The sequence below is a fragment of the Acidithiobacillus sp. genome, assembly GCF_023255755.1.
Lineage (GTDB): Bacteria > Pseudomonadota > Gammaproteobacteria > Acidithiobacillales > Acidithiobacillaceae > Acidithiobacillus.
In genome coordinates this window covers 1-16,857 of record NZ_JAGDVS010000041.1, presented here as the reverse complement: position 1 = coordinate 16,857, position 16,857 = coordinate 1, and the positions used below count along the sequence as shown (strand labels likewise).

The 16,857-nt window shown below is 54.0% G+C and carries 16 protein-coding genes; 10 read left to right on the top strand and 6 right to left on the bottom strand.

The annotated features are described in order from the left end of the window. Positions 1-616: 616 nt before the first annotated feature. On the top strand, positions 617-823 hold the full coding sequence (locus Q0C48_RS03205; protein ID WP_291521479.1) for a hypothetical protein: 207 nt from the start codon (positions 617-619) through the stop codon (positions 821-823). After that, positions 820-1,209, top strand: coding sequence for a hypothetical protein (locus Q0C48_RS03200; RefSeq protein ID WP_291521477.1), 390 nt, complete (start codon positions 820-822; stop codon positions 1,207-1,209). Before Q0C48_RS03205 ends, Q0C48_RS03200 begins: the two co-directional genes overlap by 4 nt. Positions 1,210-2,220: 1,011 nt before the next feature. Here Q0C48_RS03200 and ubiD read toward each other — a convergent pair. From ubiD to Q0C48_RS03175, 5 genes are all read right to left on the bottom strand, one after another. Then, positions 2,221-3,693, bottom strand: a complete 1,473-nt coding sequence (gene ubiD / locus Q0C48_RS03195; protein ID WP_291521475.1) for a 4-hydroxy-3-polyprenylbenzoate decarboxylase — start codon at positions 3,691-3,693, stop codon at positions 2,221-2,223. A gap of 24 nt (positions 3,694-3,717) precedes the next feature. After that, the gene (locus Q0C48_RS03190; protein ID WP_291521474.1) at positions 3,718-4,590 is read right to left on the bottom strand and encodes a phosphate/phosphite/phosphonate ABC transporter substrate-binding protein; all 873 of its coding nucleotides are present in this window, start codon (positions 4,588-4,590) and stop codon (positions 3,718-3,720) included. 12 nt (positions 4,591-4,602) lie between these two features. After that, the gene (locus Q0C48_RS03185; protein ID WP_291521472.1) at positions 4,603-4,995 is read right to left on the bottom strand and encodes an SCP2 sterol-binding domain-containing protein; all 393 of its coding nucleotides are present in this window, start codon (positions 4,993-4,995) and stop codon (positions 4,603-4,605) included. Between the two features lie 109 nt (positions 4,996-5,104). Beyond that, positions 5,105-5,851 (bottom strand): tRNA threonylcarbamoyladenosine dehydratase, encoded by a 747-nt coding sequence (locus tag Q0C48_RS03180; protein ID WP_291521469.1) that lies wholly within the window; start codon positions 5,849-5,851, stop codon positions 5,105-5,107. Further along, on the bottom strand, positions 5,851-6,666 hold the full coding sequence (locus tag Q0C48_RS03175; protein WP_291521467.1) for a TatD family hydrolase: 816 nt from the start codon (positions 6,664-6,666) through the stop codon (positions 5,851-5,853). The genes Q0C48_RS03180 and Q0C48_RS03175 overlap by 1 nt, the downstream gene beginning before the upstream one ends. A gap of 129 nt (positions 6,667-6,795) precedes the next feature. Here Q0C48_RS03175 and Q0C48_RS03170 point away from each other — a divergent pair, with 129 nt between their 5' ends. The 8 genes from Q0C48_RS03170 to Q0C48_RS03135 all read left to right on the top strand — a co-directional run bounded on the left by Q0C48_RS03170 (position 6,796) and on the right by Q0C48_RS03135 (position 14,489). Beyond that, the gene (locus tag Q0C48_RS03170) at positions 6,796-8,025 is read left to right on the top strand and encodes an FAD-dependent monooxygenase (RefSeq protein WP_291521465.1); all 1,230 of its coding nucleotides are present in this window, start codon (positions 6,796-6,798) and stop codon (positions 8,023-8,025) included. Continuing rightward, positions 8,015-9,202 (top strand): FAD-dependent monooxygenase, encoded by a 1,188-nt coding sequence (locus Q0C48_RS03165; RefSeq protein ID WP_291521463.1) that lies wholly within the window; start codon positions 8,015-8,017, stop codon positions 9,200-9,202. Before Q0C48_RS03170 ends, Q0C48_RS03165 begins: the two co-directional genes overlap by 11 nt. 11 nt (positions 9,203-9,213) lie before the next feature. Further along, on the top strand, positions 9,214-9,477 hold the full coding sequence (locus Q0C48_RS03160) for an accessory factor UbiK family protein (RefSeq protein ID WP_271779367.1): 264 nt from the start codon (positions 9,214-9,216) through the stop codon (positions 9,475-9,477). Positions 9,478-9,480: 3 nt separating this feature from the next. Further along, on the top strand, positions 9,481-10,371 hold the full coding sequence (locus Q0C48_RS03155) for a magnesium chelatase domain-containing protein (protein WP_291521461.1): 891 nt from the start codon (positions 9,481-9,483) through the stop codon (positions 10,369-10,371). Between the two features lie 49 nt (positions 10,372-10,420). Then, positions 10,421-12,226 (top strand): hypothetical protein, encoded by a 1,806-nt coding sequence (locus Q0C48_RS03150; RefSeq protein ID WP_291521459.1) that lies wholly within the window; start codon positions 10,421-10,423, stop codon positions 12,224-12,226. Between the two features lie 235 nt (positions 12,227-12,461). Next, positions 12,462-12,659 carry a hypothetical protein gene (locus Q0C48_RS03145; protein ID WP_291521457.1) on the top strand — a complete coding sequence of 66 codons (198 nt, stop codon included), beginning with the start codon at positions 12,462-12,464 and terminating at the stop codon, positions 12,657-12,659. A 62-nt stretch (positions 12,660-12,721) separates the two neighbouring features. Next, complete coding sequence (locus tag Q0C48_RS03140; RefSeq protein ID WP_291521455.1) at positions 12,722-13,993, top strand: HigA family addiction module antitoxin; 1,272 nt, start codon at positions 12,722-12,724, stop codon at positions 13,991-13,993. A gap of 13 nt (positions 13,994-14,006) precedes the next feature. After that, a complete protein-coding gene (locus tag Q0C48_RS03135; RefSeq protein ID WP_291521453.1) occupies positions 14,007-14,489 on the top strand; it encodes a hypothetical protein in 483 nt (160 codons plus the stop codon). 426 nt (positions 14,490-14,915) lie between these two features. On the opposite strand, the gene Q0C48_RS03130 is transcribed toward Q0C48_RS03135, so the two are convergent. Further along, positions 14,916-16,760 (bottom strand): AAA family ATPase, encoded by a 1,845-nt coding sequence (locus Q0C48_RS03130; RefSeq protein WP_291521451.1) that lies wholly within the window; start codon positions 16,758-16,760, stop codon positions 14,916-14,918. Positions 16,761-16,857: the final 97 nt, after the last annotated feature.

Below are 16,857 nucleotides of genomic sequence, written 5' to 3'. Positions count from 1 at the left end.
CCTTCCAATCGGCTCCCTACATTTTACTGGAAATGGGGAGTTTTTCGAACTTCCCACGAATCGTTCGGGGGAACCAGAGCGAACGGAACGTAACGGGGGGGTATGTAATACCCCCGTCCGTTCGTTCGTTCGTTCCCGGACGGATTACCAGACCGAAACCGAGGCGGACGACGAAGGGGATGATTATGTCAGTTTCTAATATGGCGGAAGCTGGCATCCTCTTGGCGGTCATGCGTAAGGTCGGATTGAACGTTCGTCTTGATGGCGGACAACTGCAGGTTGGTCCACAGATGATGTTGGCATCGTATGACGTGGCTTACATCAAAGAGCTTAAGCCCGCGCTCATTGCCCTATTGGCGGCAGAATCAGCGCCAGACGTTCGGAGCACTACTGACATCACCCCAGCCGAGAAAATGCAGCACAGGCCAGATATGACCCCTTCCCGCGTGTCCTGCGGTACATGCCTGCACTTCCTGCCCGATACCATCAAGCCAGCCCAAGGGGTAGGCCGCTGCGGAGTCACTGGAGCGGGTCCGCCGTCTGGTGGCGATGGATACCGCGCTTGCTTTCCATTGGCACCGAGAAGGTGCTCAACCCACGAATTGAGGAACGGACGATGACAATCGAACGATGGAACCCACAGACCGCGCTGCGCCAGTCAGTAGCATTTTTTAAGACTCTGGCACACGTCCAGCAAATCCATATCACCACCTGCGGGGGTGAATCCCTGCTGATATGGTTCGATTGCGACACGTCCGAACTGGTGGCGGAAACCGATGATGAGGTTGAAATAGGGCGCGTGTACATCGAGGTGAACCCATGAGCAAGATGCAGAGGACAAAAGGCGCTGCGGGCGAGCGTGAATTATTCGCCCTGCTGACCGAGCAGTTAGGCGTCACCGTGACGCGCAATCTCACCCAGACGCGGGGCGGGGGTGCTGATGCTCTGGACGTGCCGGGCTGGGCTATCGAGTGCAAACGCTGCGAAGCCCTCAGCCTTGCGTCATGGTGGAATCAGGCACAGCGGCAGGCCGATGACCTCAGCCGCAAGCCCGCATTGTTCTACAGGCAAAGCCGGAAGCCGTGGCGTGCTGTTCTGGACCTGCACCATATCGCGCCGGAAGTATTCACGGCACCGGGCAGCTTGGCCGAAATCTCGCTGGACGCCGCCTGTCTGGTCATAAGGGAATCATTAGGGGGTGAAGCATGAAGCGCCGGAAAGAATCGGCAGCCGTTCCGCGTGGCTACGTTGAAGCCCTGTCAAAGCTATTTGCCCGCTCACCCGCCGAGATTGAGGCAGAGCGGCAAGCCCGGACCCCAGCGCCACCACCACGACCATTGAGACAATAAAAAAACCGACGAAAAACCGGCAAGGAATGGTACGCATTGGCGATGCCACCACCACGGCCAGCGGGGAGCAAGCGAAAACCTGAGAAAGCCTGAGAATCGCCAACCTGCCCTGCCCCATTGGTGGGGTTTTTCTTTGGCTGGCATCGTGACCGCATCGTGAACGCTGATACTCAGCACTGGCAGGCGTTACAGCCCCATGATGAGCGCATCGTGAGCGCCGTGACCGAGGCGCAATGAATTAAATTCACCGGGCACGGAATATGCTTATTATTAGCAAGTCTTGTGCCCGTGAATATCGCTCATTCTGACCGGGAAACCCGCCGAGGATGCGCCAGAGTCACCGTAACGCCAGTTTTCCGAGTCCATACGCGCAGGGAAGATATGATGCCTTCCTGCACGTTTGCGAAACAGAACCCCATGAATGGTCCTGTCAAGCCCCTGCCTCTGAATTTTTAGAGGCCCTAAAGAGGCTGATTCTGTCACCGAACCCATGCCTCATGCATCGCCATGGGGTGCTGGTGCTGGTCCCGTGACGACCCACTGACTAACTGCCCCATGGGACACTGGAGGGACACTGCGGGGCAAAAAAGGGGCACTCTCAGGCAATAACCGGAAACAGCGCCAGCGCGTAACATGTTGTTTAATTAGTTGTATTGTGCTGCCGAGAGTTGCGGAGAATTGGCTTGCAGACGCTTCCCAAGCTCATGGCGTGGGTTCGATTCCCATCACCCGCTCCATTTAAAAACAAGGGCTTATGCTAACGCTTAGGCCCTTTTCTCTGTCCAGAGTACCGCTAAAGTACGACTTGTTCATCATCAGTGATTGAGAATAACCCCATATGCGTATTTTAGGAACCCCGCACAGCGCGTGTTTAGAACAGTGGCCGCTCCAGCGTTGCCAATAGATCATCTACCCGTTTGCGCAGCCCATCAGGCATGTGAATGGGCCGACCCCATTCTCTGGCCGTCTCTCCAGGCAATTTGTTGGTGGCATCCATGCCCAGTTTACCGCCTAGCCCGGCAACCGGCGAAGCGAAGTCGAGATAATCTATGGGCGTATTTTCGATGAGGGTAATGTCGCGCACCGGATCCATCCGGGTAGTCATCGCCCAGATCACGTCCTCCCAACGGCGCACATTGATGTCTTCATCCACCACGATGATGAATTTGGTGTACATGAACTGCCGCAAAAAGCCCCAGATACCGAACATGATTCTTTTGGCGTGCCCGGGATAACCTTTGCGGATGCTGACCACGGCCAGGCGGTAAGAACAACCCTCCGGCGGCAAATAAAAATCGACGATTTCCGGGAACTGTTTTTGCAGCAAGGGCACAAAGACTTCGTTGAGAGCCGCACCCAGTATGGCGGGCTCATCGGGTGGACGGCCGGTGTAGGTGCTGTGGTAAATGGGGTTTTCGCGGTGACTGATCACCTCTACGGTGAACACCGGAAAGCGCTCGGTCTCGTTGTAGTAGCCCGTGTGATCTCCGAAAGGCCCTTCCACCGCCATGTCATCCGGATAAATATGCCCTTCCAGCACTATCTCCGCACGCGCGGGCACCTGTAGCGGGACGCTCAGGGCGTTGGCGAGTTCAGTACGTCCGCCGCGCAGCAGCCCAGCGAACTGGTGCTCAGAAATGGTGTCGGGGATGGGAATAACCGCAGCCAGGATGGTGGCTGGATCGGCACCATAGGCTACGGCAACGGGGAATGGCGCGCCGGGGTGTACTTTCTGAAACTCTCGCAGGTCTTGAGCGCCGCCCCGGTGCGCCAGCCAGCGCATGATCACCCGGTTACGACCGATGACCTGTTGCCGGTAGATACCCATGTTGGCCCGCCGCTTGTGCGGCCCCTTGGTGATGGTCAGGCCCCAGGTCATGAGCGGTGCCGCATCTTCTGGCCAGCAGGTCTGCACCGGAAGGGCAGCGAGGTCGACCGCCTCTCCGCGCAGGACGATTTCCTGACAAGGCGGTCGACTCAGGGTGGTCGGCGCCATGTAGAGCACCTTACGCAGGGTGGGTAATTTTTCCCAGAGGTCGCGCAAGCCGCGGGGAGGGTCGGGTTCCTTGAGATAGGCAAGTAATTGACCGGTCTGCCGGAGGTCAGCAAGAGATTCGCCACCCATCCCCAGCGCCACCCGTTCCGTCGTTCCGAAGAGATTGCCCAGCACGGGCATGTCGTAGCCCGCAGGCCGGGTGAACAAAATGGCGGGGCCTGCTGCACGCAGGGTGCGATCGCAAATTTCCGTCATCTCCAACTCAGGCGAGACAGGCATGTTCAATCGGCGCAATAAATCGCGTTTTTCGAGGTCGGCCACGAAGGCCCGCAGATCACGGTAGCTCATACGCGCATTGTAAGCACAGGCACACTACTTTGTCCCGCTATCCGGGTCCTCGCGGGCGACCACGAAGGCGCTATCATCGATGGCCAGAGATGACGTCGCACGCAGATCAATAGCCTCATGGCCACTGATGTATTCGTCGGCAAGCATAGTCAGACAAGCAATTTCGTCATCGGTCACCGGCGCAAAGCCGGAAAAACCGATATCCTGCAACAACACCTGTCCACGCGCTTCTTGATCCATCCGACAGAGCACTTGAGTAAGCAGTTCCTGCTGCGGCAACAATCGCGGACCGATACAAAAAGCATGGAAAGCGAAAGCATCATCGGAACGATCAATAATGCGCAGCCGATCACGGGTCAGGCCACTCGCACCGGCATACACTTCGTCAAACAGAAAACCCACATCGGCCTGCCCCTGCAGTATGGCCTTGAGTACGCCCTGATAACTGCCGGTGAACACAAATTCGAGACGCGCCCGGTCTATGTCTGCTTTATCCAGCAGAAACAGGCCTACCATGTGAATCAGCGTGGCGGGATGGGCGGAAGCGATGCGGATACGCGTCGGCAAATCCGCAACCTCCTGTATCGGGACAGCCGCCGAACTGCATAAGTACACTTCATCAAAATGGTCACGCGGCTTGGCAATAGGCACAAAATCCAGTTTCTGAACATACTGCACCCAGTCAAAGGGGTTTGCATAAACCAGGTCGTATTGATTGGCGAGAACCGCTGCACGACAGGCATCAAAACCATCATAGTGCTGAAAATGCATCACCTGCCCGAGGTGACGCTGCAGATAGGTGTTCATCAAAAACCACCCCGGAAGATTTTTTCCGGAATAATTGGGATCCACTGTAAAGTTCAGGGTGGACTCCCCTGCTGTGTCAGAAGATGGCATATTTCAGGACCCTCAAATATTAAAATCCACCGGTATTTCACCGAGAATGTTGAGGTGAATATTAAATGGCGTCATGTATTTCATGGCCGTCATCATGGATCCCTTGAATTTGAGCCGTCGGGTCATCAACGCCGACTTTCCACTGATCTCCCCGGACAGAATTTTTTTCCAGTGGTCCATGTTCGTCCACATGATGAAGTCGCGTCGCCGTCCGTCAGAAGGTCCGGTGTAGATGACTTTCCCCGCCTTGCAGAACAGCATGACATGCGGGATATCCGGGCGATCTTCAATGTAGTACTCCCAAGTGGCATTGAAGTTTTTCAGATCTTTCTGGATTTCCGGGTGCGTATCCCACTGCTTGCCCACCAGACGAATCCACTCCGTACTCATAAATTTTGCTGCCATAATCGGAGCCCCCGCTCTCAACACCTTGATTATCAAATCACATGATAACATCACCATTTAAATATATTGTTATATGTCAACAACGAGATGATTTCTGTTAATTCTCTAGTTAGGCGCTTTTGGGATTTTCGCCAGTGGCTAACAAATGCTGGAGAATAATACCGGACAATAACACCCCGAAGAGCGCGGGCATAAAGGAAATGGTGCCATTGACCGTTTTGGCCCTCCCGCCCGGAGTGGATACTTCCGGGGGAGGGGCTGCCCGGCGCGGGGATTCATCGGAAAAGACGGTCTGCACGTCCAGGGACGCGCCATTTTTGCGCAGCAGGGCACGTAACTCACGGGCCAGCGGGCATTTTTCCGTCTGGTTGAGCCTGGCGACGCGAACCCGGCGGGGGTCAAGACGGTTGCCCGCCCCCATGCTGGAAAAGACGGGTAAACCCAGGGTCTGCGCCGTCTGGATAAGGATCGCTTTGCAGGCGATGGCATCAATGCAATCCGCAACCACTTCAGCACCGCTGCCCGTCAGCAGGCTTTGGGCATTGTCCGTGTTGATGAACTCCTGACGGATTTCGAGCACGCAATCGGGATGAACGTCGCGAATCCGTGCGGCCATCACCGCCACCTTGGGCTGATCCAGCGTGGAATGCAGGGCGACGAGTTGACGATTGATGTTGGAAATACTGACCACATCGTGGTCAATGAGGGTGATATGCCCCACCCCGGCACGAGCAAGGTTTTCTGCGACATAGCCTCCGACTCCACCGACGCCCGCAATGAGCACATGGCGATCACGCAGGGTCGCGACAGCAGGTGTACCCAGGAGAATCTCGGTGCGGGCAAAAGGATGAGGCATTATGGCGCGTCCTGAAGATGAAATAAGGTAAGGGCATTTTGCGCAGTGACCTGCGCGATTTCCTGAGCCGGAGTATGCCGCAACTGTGCCAGGCTGGCGATAATTTCGCCGAGATACGCCGGTTCATTGCGGGTGCCGGGATGCGCATGCGGTGTTTGCCACGGGGCATCCGTCTCTACCAGCAGAGATTCCGCGGGGAGTATGGCCGCCGTCGCCCGCAGACGCTGGGCGCGCGGGTGGGTGAGTGCGCCGCCCAGCCCCAACAAAAATCCCATATCTATCAATCGCTGTGCTTGTACGAGGCTACCGGAGAAGCTGTGTAGCACGCCGCGCAAACCAGGGAAGCGACGTAGCGTCAGGATCACCTCTTCCAGGCTCCGCCGGGCATGGAGAATGACCGGCAGTCCCAATTGCTGTGCCATGGCGAGTTGAGTCGTGAAAGCGGCCCGCTGGCCGGCAGCGTCAGGAGTCCCATCGCCAGCATCGAGCCCGATTTCTCCCAGAGCGACCGCCTGGGTCAGGAGGGTAGCCAAGGTCGCTTCCCATTGGTCATCCCGATCACCCAGATAGAGGGGATGCACACCATAGGCAGGATAAAGTCCAGGGTGATGACGACAGCTTTCCTTGAGCCGGTCCCAATACTTCAGGGTATAGGCAGGGACGATGATTTTGCAGACACCCGCCGTTTCTGCGCGGCGCAGAACCGCATCACGATCATCGTCGAAGGCGGCGTCATCCAGGTGACAATGGCTGTCTATCAGATCATGCACAGGCAGATCTGCGACATTTTCGGCGCCAGAAGCAAGAAAAGGCATCTGCTGATTTTACTGTGGCAAAACTCCGGGGTAAACATGCACTTCGTGCCGGACTGACAGATTCAGCACTTGCTGCAAAGGGCATCTTGGTCTTAAATGACCGGATATGGAGACCACGCTGGAGAAATTATGCGTACGATGACGGCAGACCTGGCCATTTTGGGTAATGGTCCAGTGGCGCGCAGTCTGGTTCTCGCACTGGCGAACAGCCCGCTGCGGGTGCTGATGCTGGATACTTATCCCCTGGCGCAGGCACGACCGCGGCTGACAGACCGCACTGTCGCGCTGGCCTTGGGCAGCCGTCGCCTGCTCAGTCGTCTGGGGGTAGCCATGCCTCTGGCGGATGCCGCGGCCATTCAGACCGTGCAGATTACCCAGCAAGGCATCCGCGGGCAGGTGCGCCTGGAACACAGCCTGCTGAACGCATCGGAGCAAAGACTAGGGGAAGTCGCTGGTCTGGAGACACTGAATGATGCTCTGACCGTGCCGCTGGCGCGTTGTCACACCCTTGAGCAGGAATCACCGGGACCGTTGCAGGCCCTGCAATGGTTTCCGGACCGGGTGCAACTGGACTGGCCTGATTTGCGGGTCGAGACAGCGCTGACGGTGATTGCCGATGGCGGCCATGGCGAACTGGCACGGCTGGCAAGTCTGCGACGCATGGGCTGGGATCATAACCGCCATGCCATCATCGCCACGGTGACCCCGCGGCAGCCCCTGCCCGGCATCGCCTTCGAGCATTTTCTGGAGAGCGGACCGCTGGCCTTCCTGCCTATCGGCAACAACCAATTCTCCATTGTCTGGAGCCTGCGCCCCGGCGATGCCAGCCGTGTACTGGACCTTTCTGATGCAGAATTTGTGGAGGCCCTGAACCGTCAGAGGCCGCCGCAACTGCCGCCACTTGCCAGGACTGGCCCGCGCAGTGTCTATCCCCTGTTTTTCCAGCGGCTCTGGGCCGAGCCCAATCAGCGTTTGGCCTTGGTGGGCAATGCCGCACAGACACTGCATCCTTTGGCTGGTCAAGGTTATAACCTGGGATTGCGGGATGTGCTGACTCTGGGCGCCCTGCTGCGGGAAGCGGCACAGCGCGGTGATGATCCGGGGAGTAAATCGCTACTCAGCGACTATACCCGCATCCGTCGCCGCGACCGGTTGGAAACCATCGCCTTTACCGAGACGATGAACCGTCTGTTCAGCAGCCCGCGTCTGCCGCTGCGCCTGGCACGGGCCGCGGCTCTGGCGCTACTGGATCAGATACCGCTGGGGAAGCGGGAACTCGCGGCGCGGCTGGCTGGCATTCATCTCCCGGCGCAAAGCGCCATCCCGGATTTAGCTGTGGGCGGAACCTATGTCGGCTAGCGCCAGCTACGATCTCATCATTTCCGGCGCCGGCATGGTCGGTGCTAGCCTCGCCTTGGCAGCCCAACAGGCGGGGTTGCGCGTTGCGGTATTTGAAAAACGCAGCGCCGCGGCATGCGCGGCAACGGATCCCTTTGATCGCGCCAGTTTAATCGCCACCGGGTCCGGGCGTTTTCTGGCCAGCCTGGGCATCGATCTCCCGTTGCTGGGCAGTGCCGTGGAACGCATGCGGGTCTGGGATGGGGAAGGCTCGGGCAGTATTCATCTGGATGCCGAAGAAGGTGGAGAAGATCGGCTCGGGCATATTGTCGAGAATCGTCGCCTGGAACAAGCCCTGCACGCTGCGCTGGAAGATGCCGGGCTACACATTCATTACGGACGGGAAATCACCAGTGCCTTTGCCGACAGCAAAGCCATGTACGCCGCCGATGCCTCGGGGACGGAGTCTCACGGCACTTTGCTGGCTATTGCGGAGGGTCGGCAGTCGTCTTTGCGCAAAACGCTCATTCAGGCACCGGTTTTCCGGGAAGATTATGGGCAGGATGCCATTACCGCCACGGTCTGGATTGAAAAACCCCATCGCCACGTCGCCTATCAGCGCTTCCTCCCCACCGGCCCGTTGGCAGTATTGCCCTTGAGCGACGATGCCGATGGTAAAGCCCGCGCCTCCATCGTCTGGAGCGCAAAACATGCCCGTGCGCGGCATCTGATGACCTTGGATGATGCCCGGTTTCTCCACGAACTGTACCAGGCCTTCGGGCCGCAACTGGGACATTTCCAACACATCGGACGACGCGGCAGTTATCCGCTCGCGGGCCTGCACAGCAGCCGTTACGTCGGTGAACGCAGCGTGTTGCTGGGGGATACCGCCCATGGCGTCCATCCGCTGGCCGGCCTGGGGGTGAATCTGGGATTTCGTGATGCTGAACAACTGATGAAGGTCATTACCGCAGCCCGCCAACATCATGAGGACTGGGGAGAAGCCGCCGTGCTGCGTCGCTATCAAAGTGCGCGGCGGCCTGATAATCTCGTCACCGTACTGACTTGCGGCGCCCTCAGTCATCTTTTCTCCAACCACAGCCGCGGTCTCGCCCGGTTGCGCGACTTGGGGATGCTGGGGACGGGGGCGATCGCTCCGGTCAAACGTTTTCTCATCCGTCAGGCCATGGGCCTTTAAGGAGACTGTAGATGCAACACCGTATTGCTGACGATATCGCCGCCGCCATTGGCGACACCATCGCCCGTTTAGGGACGGTCAAGGAAGATGTAGACAAACAGGCGCGCGCCATGCTCTCCAATGCGCTGGATCGCCTGGATCTCGTCACTCGTGATGAATTTGATGTGCAGCAGGAACTGCTCTCCCGCCTCGCCGCGCGGGTCGCTGTGCTGGAAGATCGCGTCGATGCCCTGGCACCCAAGGCTACTGTAGACGAAGACGCCAGCAAGGACTGAGCGTTGCCGCTGGCGATAGTCCATAGCCGTGCCCTTACCGGAGTGCAGGCGGCGGGCGTCACCGTGGAATGCGATCTTGGTCCCGGGCTGCCTACCTTTGCTGTCGTCGGCCTCGCCGAAACGGCGGTCAAGGAAGCCCGGGACCGGGTGCGCTCGGCCATTCAGAACAGTGGCTTTGAGTTCCCGGCGCGGCGTATGGTCGTCAACCTGGCCCCCGCTGACCTGCCCAAAGAAGGTGGCCGCTTCGATCTGCCCATGGCTATCGGTATTCTCGCCGCCAGCGGGCAACTTCCTGCGACCGCACTGGAAAAACTGGAGATGATTGGCGAACTCGCGCTGGACGGTAGCCTGCGTCCGGTGACGGGCACGCTCTCCAGCACACTGGCAGCGGGACAAGCCCATCGTGCCATTCTGGTGCCGCAAGGCAATGCCCAGGAAGCCGCTTTCGCCCAAAGCACCTCAGTCTTTGCCTGCGCGAATCTGGCAGAAGCCGTCGCCCACCTGCGCGGCACGGATCGCCTGCCCGAGGTCATCTCCGATGCGGAGGCCCAGGAATCCGCCATTCCCTACCCCGATATGCGTGACGTACGCGGTCAGGAATCGACCAAGCGGGCGCTGATTGTCGCAGCGGTAGGCGGCCATCACCTGCTCCTGTCCGGCCCGCCGGGCACCGGCAAAAGCATGCTGGCGGCGCGGCTGCCCGGTTTACTGCCCCCTCTGCGCCGCAGCGAGGCACTGGAAGTAGCCGCCATCCACAGCCTGCAAGGAAGCGGCTTTGATATTCGCCATTGGGGTAGACGCCCGTTCCGTAGCCCCCACCATAGTGCCTCTTCAGCGGCACTGGTGGGCGGGGGTTGTGGCTTCCACCAATTGCTGCTACATTCCAGCAATTAGTGCTACAAACGCGCATCTATTCTAACCTGCTCCACAAAAGGGCAAATCCATGGTGGATCCCATCACCCGCCGCAAAGTACATGGCCGCGCTCGCGAACTCTCATTGATCAAGACGAACAATCGCGATCTCATGGTTTGGTGGTATGGGGGGCTCTCCAAAAACCACCGAGCACAATCGGTACCACTGGTTGAGGTGTTCTTCCGCGAATTAGATGAACGCAACACCCCAGGTAAATTTTTACGTTTTCCTATCGCCCTAAACCATCTTGGCCTTTTGCGCATCGGGTCCATTTGGAATAATGGACGCTGCCAATCAGAAATCATTTTGCAAGAAGAATCGTTCGTTACCGATTTTTCTGGTGGTAGTTGGCACATCGTTTCGCCGTCACAAAACCATCAAAATGGCTATGCCAATCCTATAAATCAAAATGACTACCCTCTCCGATTCTCCCATGACAAAAACTGGCTCATCGATTTTACGCTGGAAAACGGTAAAAACCTTTTAATTCCATGCCTTGAGTTTCTCACCAGAATCTATGGTCGATCAGAAGATGTGCGTCGTGTACTAGCCACCTACCCGTGGGATGGCGTTGTCAACCACTTTTTCGCCCCTTTTGATCAACCAGTACTGCCAGGTCATTGGCCCGTCAAACTCAAAAAAAGGATGCGCAACGGCGATGTTGTATTCCTTGCGCACGCTCTCTATGATTCCTACACGCAGCGATTTGCAAAAAGCATCTACGCCCAAGTCGAAGCCGCATTCAACGAAGATAATACATACGCATTTATCAAGATAGCACCTTGGTTTCAGGGGCCTGCCAAAATCAAGGTGAATGGCCATTGGATCAATCACGGACAGACATTCTTGGGCTTGCAAATACTGGGCAGCAGCGACCCAGGTGGAGTTCCGATTCATCGTGACCGCGAAAACACCAATAAAACTGATGGCACCATCGTTGACAATGAGTCATCAAACGCATGGCGTGGAGCACCCGCTCGCATACTCACGAAATTACCCGAAATTTTTGATTTGACGGACGATGAGGAACCTGATCATGGTTCCGCATCAATCGAAATAGAAGAGCCTGATTTTATCGTAATGGGAAGTCCACGACTCGTCGTCGATGCAAGGCGTAGCCATACTAAGTCATCCGGCGGCCATTCAGGCAATAATGATACGCCGGGCAGATTTTCAGGTGGCGAACACCACGGCACAGGAAAGGGGGTTGGCTATGCTTCCATTTATGCAAGAACTATCATGGAATCGCATGGCACTTTACGGGATATGTGGGACGCAATGCTATATCTTAAAAAAAGGCATAAAGACATAATTAGTACAGTAGAATGGTTCACCTTTGAAGGCGGATTCTGCTCTAACGATGAACCAGAACTCGTCTCTTTGCGAGCATTCGATAAAAATGACCTTGCTGAAAACGCAGAAGAACTCCCGACAACCACCAGGAACTGGCCTTACCATGACTTAGGTAACCGAGTACTCCGAGGCGTTCTCGTCGCACGGATGGTTGTCGGTGACAAGCCAATATACATCCTCGAAATACAGCGCAGACCGCGAAAAAAGAAAGCAGAAAAAAACGGTCGAGAAACGGTAATAGATACAGAGGAGTCATTCAAAGGAGTAGTGTGCTCATTTTCTAACCAAAAAGTATTTATTACATGGCTAAGGAAGATACTGCACGATATACGCTATGTTCGAGGGGTGGTACAAAAGTTGGTGAATACCTGTCCGGGTTCAGATAGAGCCGAAGCATTCGTACATGCCCCGGCGAGCGATGAACAAGTGCCTTGTGAGGCGGCTGTGAGAAATGCCCTTTTGAAAATGGGTATAGCATTATGATTGGGCTTGCTTAAGAGGTCGCAGCGACGAAAGGGACTTTGTCTTCCGGTCCGCTACTGGCCTTGCCGCCAGGATGCTTATCGCTCGGACAGGTGTCGTCGGCTTGCAAATTACCTTGCAGCGTGTAGCTGGTCGCGGAACTGGAAAAATCCCGCATTAGCCTGATCGCCCCCCGCAAGGGTGGGGGCGGTTATTAACAAAGCCCTTAAATATCCGACTTATTCATGGTAGAATCGTGGGCATCGAACGGATAGATGTGCGCAAGTTGACGGTAGAGGGGCGGAATCTGGAATCTGCTTCGGCAGATGGTGCTGCGGTTACGCCACGCTCCACGAACCGGCCCCATGAACGCTCCTTGGTACCGCCCACCGTCCCATTGAACGCCCCCGGCGCGGTAGATCTGCGCCTGCACTCCGCATTTGTGGCTGCATGACCCCAGCAACAGGGCGAGAAACTACCCAACTACCGAAGACCCGCCAAGCAAAAACGTATCCCATGGGAAAACCATCCCAGCACACCCATCGCGCGACACTCAGGAGAGCAACCTTCGACATCAATCGCGGGATTCGGGGCAAGACCGGTTTGCGATTTTGTGCAAGTTGGCATACAATCGAAACTATGGACGAAAATGCTGAAGAATATAGAATACCTGGTCAGCTCATCAAGGCTCTTTTGATGGAGAGAGGATGGAGCAATCGTGTGTTGGCGGCTGTCATAGACATAGAAGAGACTGGCATTAGCAAGCTAGTTAGTGGCAAGAAATCAGTTACACCAGAAATTGCCATTGCTCTTGAGGAAGTATTTGGTATTGAAGCGGATAAATTTTTATCCTTGCAAAAACAATATGATCTTGCTAAAGCGAGATTGGTGGCGAGGCCAAATCCCAAGAGAGCCACGCGCGCACATCTTTTTTCAGGGTTACCAGTGGCCGAAATGATCAAGCGCCGCTGGATTGAAACAGAAGACGTTAGGGACATGCCAAGTGTTGAACACTCAATTGCTAAATTTTTTGGTGTTGAATCTATTGATCAGGTTGAGATACTACCTCATGCGGCAAAAAGAACTGTTGTTTCTGATAGCGCAACTCCCACTCAGTTAGCATGGCTTTATCGAGTAAAGCAAATCTCCAGTGAAATGTTTGTTGGCCAATGTTCAAAATCATCAATCCTGCACGCTATTGAATTATTGAAACCACTTACCTTATCCGCAGAAGAGGCAAGAAAGGTTCCTAGAGTTTTGGCTGAATGCGGAATTAGATTTGTTATCGTTGAATCTCTTTCTTCAGCAAAAATTGATGGTGTGTGCTTCTGGTTGGATGAAAAATCCCCGGTTATTGGAATGTCCATGCGTTTTGACCGCATTGATAATTTTTGGTTTGTTTTGCGTCATGAGTTAGAGCATGCTCTTCAAGAACATGGTAAATCAGTAATTGCGATTGATTCGGAGCTTGAAGGGTCACGAGCAGGAATTGGAGATAGCGTCATTGAAGAAGAGCGTATAGCAAATCAAGCCGCTGCCGATTTTTGCGTTCCCCAAAAAACAATGGATAGCTTCATAGCAAGGAAGGCCCCGGTATTTTCTGAGAGGGATATTTTGGGTCTGGCAGCCACATTGAGAGTTCATCCAGGATTGGTGGCTGGACAATTAAGGAATAGAATAGGTCGATATGATAGATTTAATAATCATTTAGTGAAGATGAGGGAGATTATTTTTCCTAGCGCGGTAGTTGACGGATGGGGAAATGTCGCTCCTGTCGGGAATTTTTAAGAGGGCATATTTCATGACAACAAAATCTCAAAAGATGCAACGTCTAATTAAGCAATATAGAGAAGAAACAGGAAAGGATTCTGTTGATATGCATGATGTTGCACAATATGCGGCTAACCTAGGATGGAAATTGCCTCTCCCCAAAACTCCTCTAGAACTCCTAGCTGGGCAATTCTCAAGCGCAGCTAGGGAAGAAGTTCGTCACGATGAATCAACAGGACGCCCTTATCGTGTTAATTTGGCTGTTACAACATGGCAGGGGGGCCAGCAGCTAACCTTGTGGACGGATATTGATGCAGCACCAAGACATATTGCTCATAAGTCATTTCAGCAGAGACGAGAGCAGATGGTTGGTGATGCTTTTCAACTGACTCTTGATTTGACGCATTGGAATAATGTCCACAAAGATGAAGAGCCAATTGTGATGCCGATGGATTTTACCGAAGACGTTGAATGGCGCCTCAATTACCCAACAACAGAGGGTGAGGCGGCTTAGTTTTGTTTTTCCATCCCATTGCTTACGATTGGTTGATGTACCTCGTTTTCGTGGGGCGTTGGATCCGCCGCCATTCTCATGGATGCCTTGTCATCCTTCGACTATGCGTCGGTTTAAGGCGAGAGATTTAAAGAACGGGCGATAGCGCTAATGCTCTCCCCGCCCACGTGATGTCGACGGCGAATCTTGCCGATGGTTTCCATGCAAAGCACTCCAGGATGACCTCCGCCTAAACGACGGAGTGTGGCACAACCAGGGGTGGTCAATTTTGGACGCTGTTTCCCCCGGATTCCTGCTCACTTTTGCACGCTGTTTTACATCATGCATGATGATACGACTATAAACTCACTGTTTCCTGCAGCGCCCAAGCAAGAGCATGGAAAATGGTCTCACCTGATCGCGATAAGCGAATTATGAGTCACCCGATCATACGGGAAAGAATCCGTAACGCCCTTGTTCAAGGCTCTTGCTAAACATTATACTTGTTGGCCTAGAGCGAATTTCATCTGGCGGATCAACGTTCTCTATGACAAGAATCTGACGATCATCAAATTGTGCTAAATGAGCATAGAATTTATCTTGGACGTCAGTGTCAGACAAGTCATCATCCTTACTCTCTGGTTCTCGATAGGCCAGTAATGGGGAATCCAAAACAAGGAAGCCTGGGTGAGCCAATTCATTCTCTTTGCAGAACTCCAGGAGTCCGACACTAAACGCAGCATGCGTGATCGATCTCATTCCCTTTCCTCTTGCGCCACGTCTTTTCCCCGAAATAACAAGATCACGATTTTTCTCATCAAAAAAAACCCGATCTGAATCCGGGAAATTCCAGGACTTCAGTATTGCCTCCACCTTCTGGGCAAACACATCAGTCGTAGAAGAAGACAGACCAGTTGCGGCCTGTTCCGTAGGAGCTTCTGATATGTCTTCCTTCTCCACCATTTCCTTGCGAATGGTCAATTCTGATATATGCTCCCATACTCTCAAAGCATCTCGAACCTGAGCTCTGAGGTCTAGTAAATCTGTATAACCTGATCGATGCTCGGAAAGATTAGGCGTTAAATTACGTATCTGATCCTCAAGACCAGCGATCTCCGCTTTTATTTTCGGTAGCAAGCGGTCAAAGCTGGTGGCTTCTGCATCAAGCTGTCGTATCGTACTTTCTAGCTCTAACCTTAACCGAACTATCTTCTCGCTCTCCGCATCGGCAGCAGCAACAACTGTTGATAGATTTCCATCGCACTCATCATCAGAATGTTGGTGCTCTGGTAAGGCTCCACACAACGGGCAATCGGACTTATCGAGAGAGTTTACAAGCGAGCCAGCCTCCCTGATTCCCTCAAGGCGAGCAAGGTCGGACCTGTAATGCTCATCAAGCAACAAAAATCTTGCTTTCAATTCATCAATCTCAACACGTCGCTCACTGCCGTTGTACAGGCGCTTTCTCAGATCAACTCGCCGGGCAGTTAGCTCTTGGTATTGCTCTTCTGTTGTATTTAAAGCTGCTTGAAGGTCAATTATCGTTTTCTCTAAACGTTCACACTGTTCTTTTAGTTCATTTGCATCTGGCGTTTCTTCATCAAGTCGCGCCTTCAGCTCGGCAAGTAATTCATCAATGACTTCGATCTTTGCAGCCTTCGATTGTGAAACCGATTGATCCTGCTGTGTAGATACCAATGCCTTGTCATCGACTCCTGTTAAAAGCACTTTAAAAAGAGAATACTCTGTTGTTTTCTGCGTTGCTTGCCCGCCCTCTATAGGCGATCCTTGTTTCTGTATATCTTGCTCATCAACTAAGCACAAATGACAGAGATTTCTGAAACTGAGGCTTTTGGTTTCTCCGCGCGCATTTGACTTCAGACGACTATCCTGAAGACCTATTTTGCCTAGCAGAAAAGTTGATATATTTTCCTTGTTATCCTTATTATGCTTGGATATCAAAACAACACCCTTGCTTTCATCACCTGGCGGCGTTTGATGCAGGCCATCAAATACCAGAAACTGCCCGCCGCTTGTACTCCTCACAAGAGTAAAGCTCCCTCCGGTCGTAACATCAATCCCCAGAAGGGCTCTGTCATACCCTACGCGCTCTGGTATATCTCGAAGCTCTTTCCCGCCCAGCATGTAATCAATTGCCTCAAGTGCAAACGACTTGCCTGTTTCTGATGCTCCATAGAGTACATTCAGCCCTTTTTCAAAAAACAGTGCGGCAGGCGTCCGAGTGGGACCTGTGAATATTAAGTGTCTAATTATTAACGCAGGCTTTATCACGACTCCAACCCCAAGTTACGCTGAGTACTTTGAAATTCCTCGACCCATTGATTAAAGAATTGACCTATGAATTCTTTCAATTGCTGACTACCCAGAT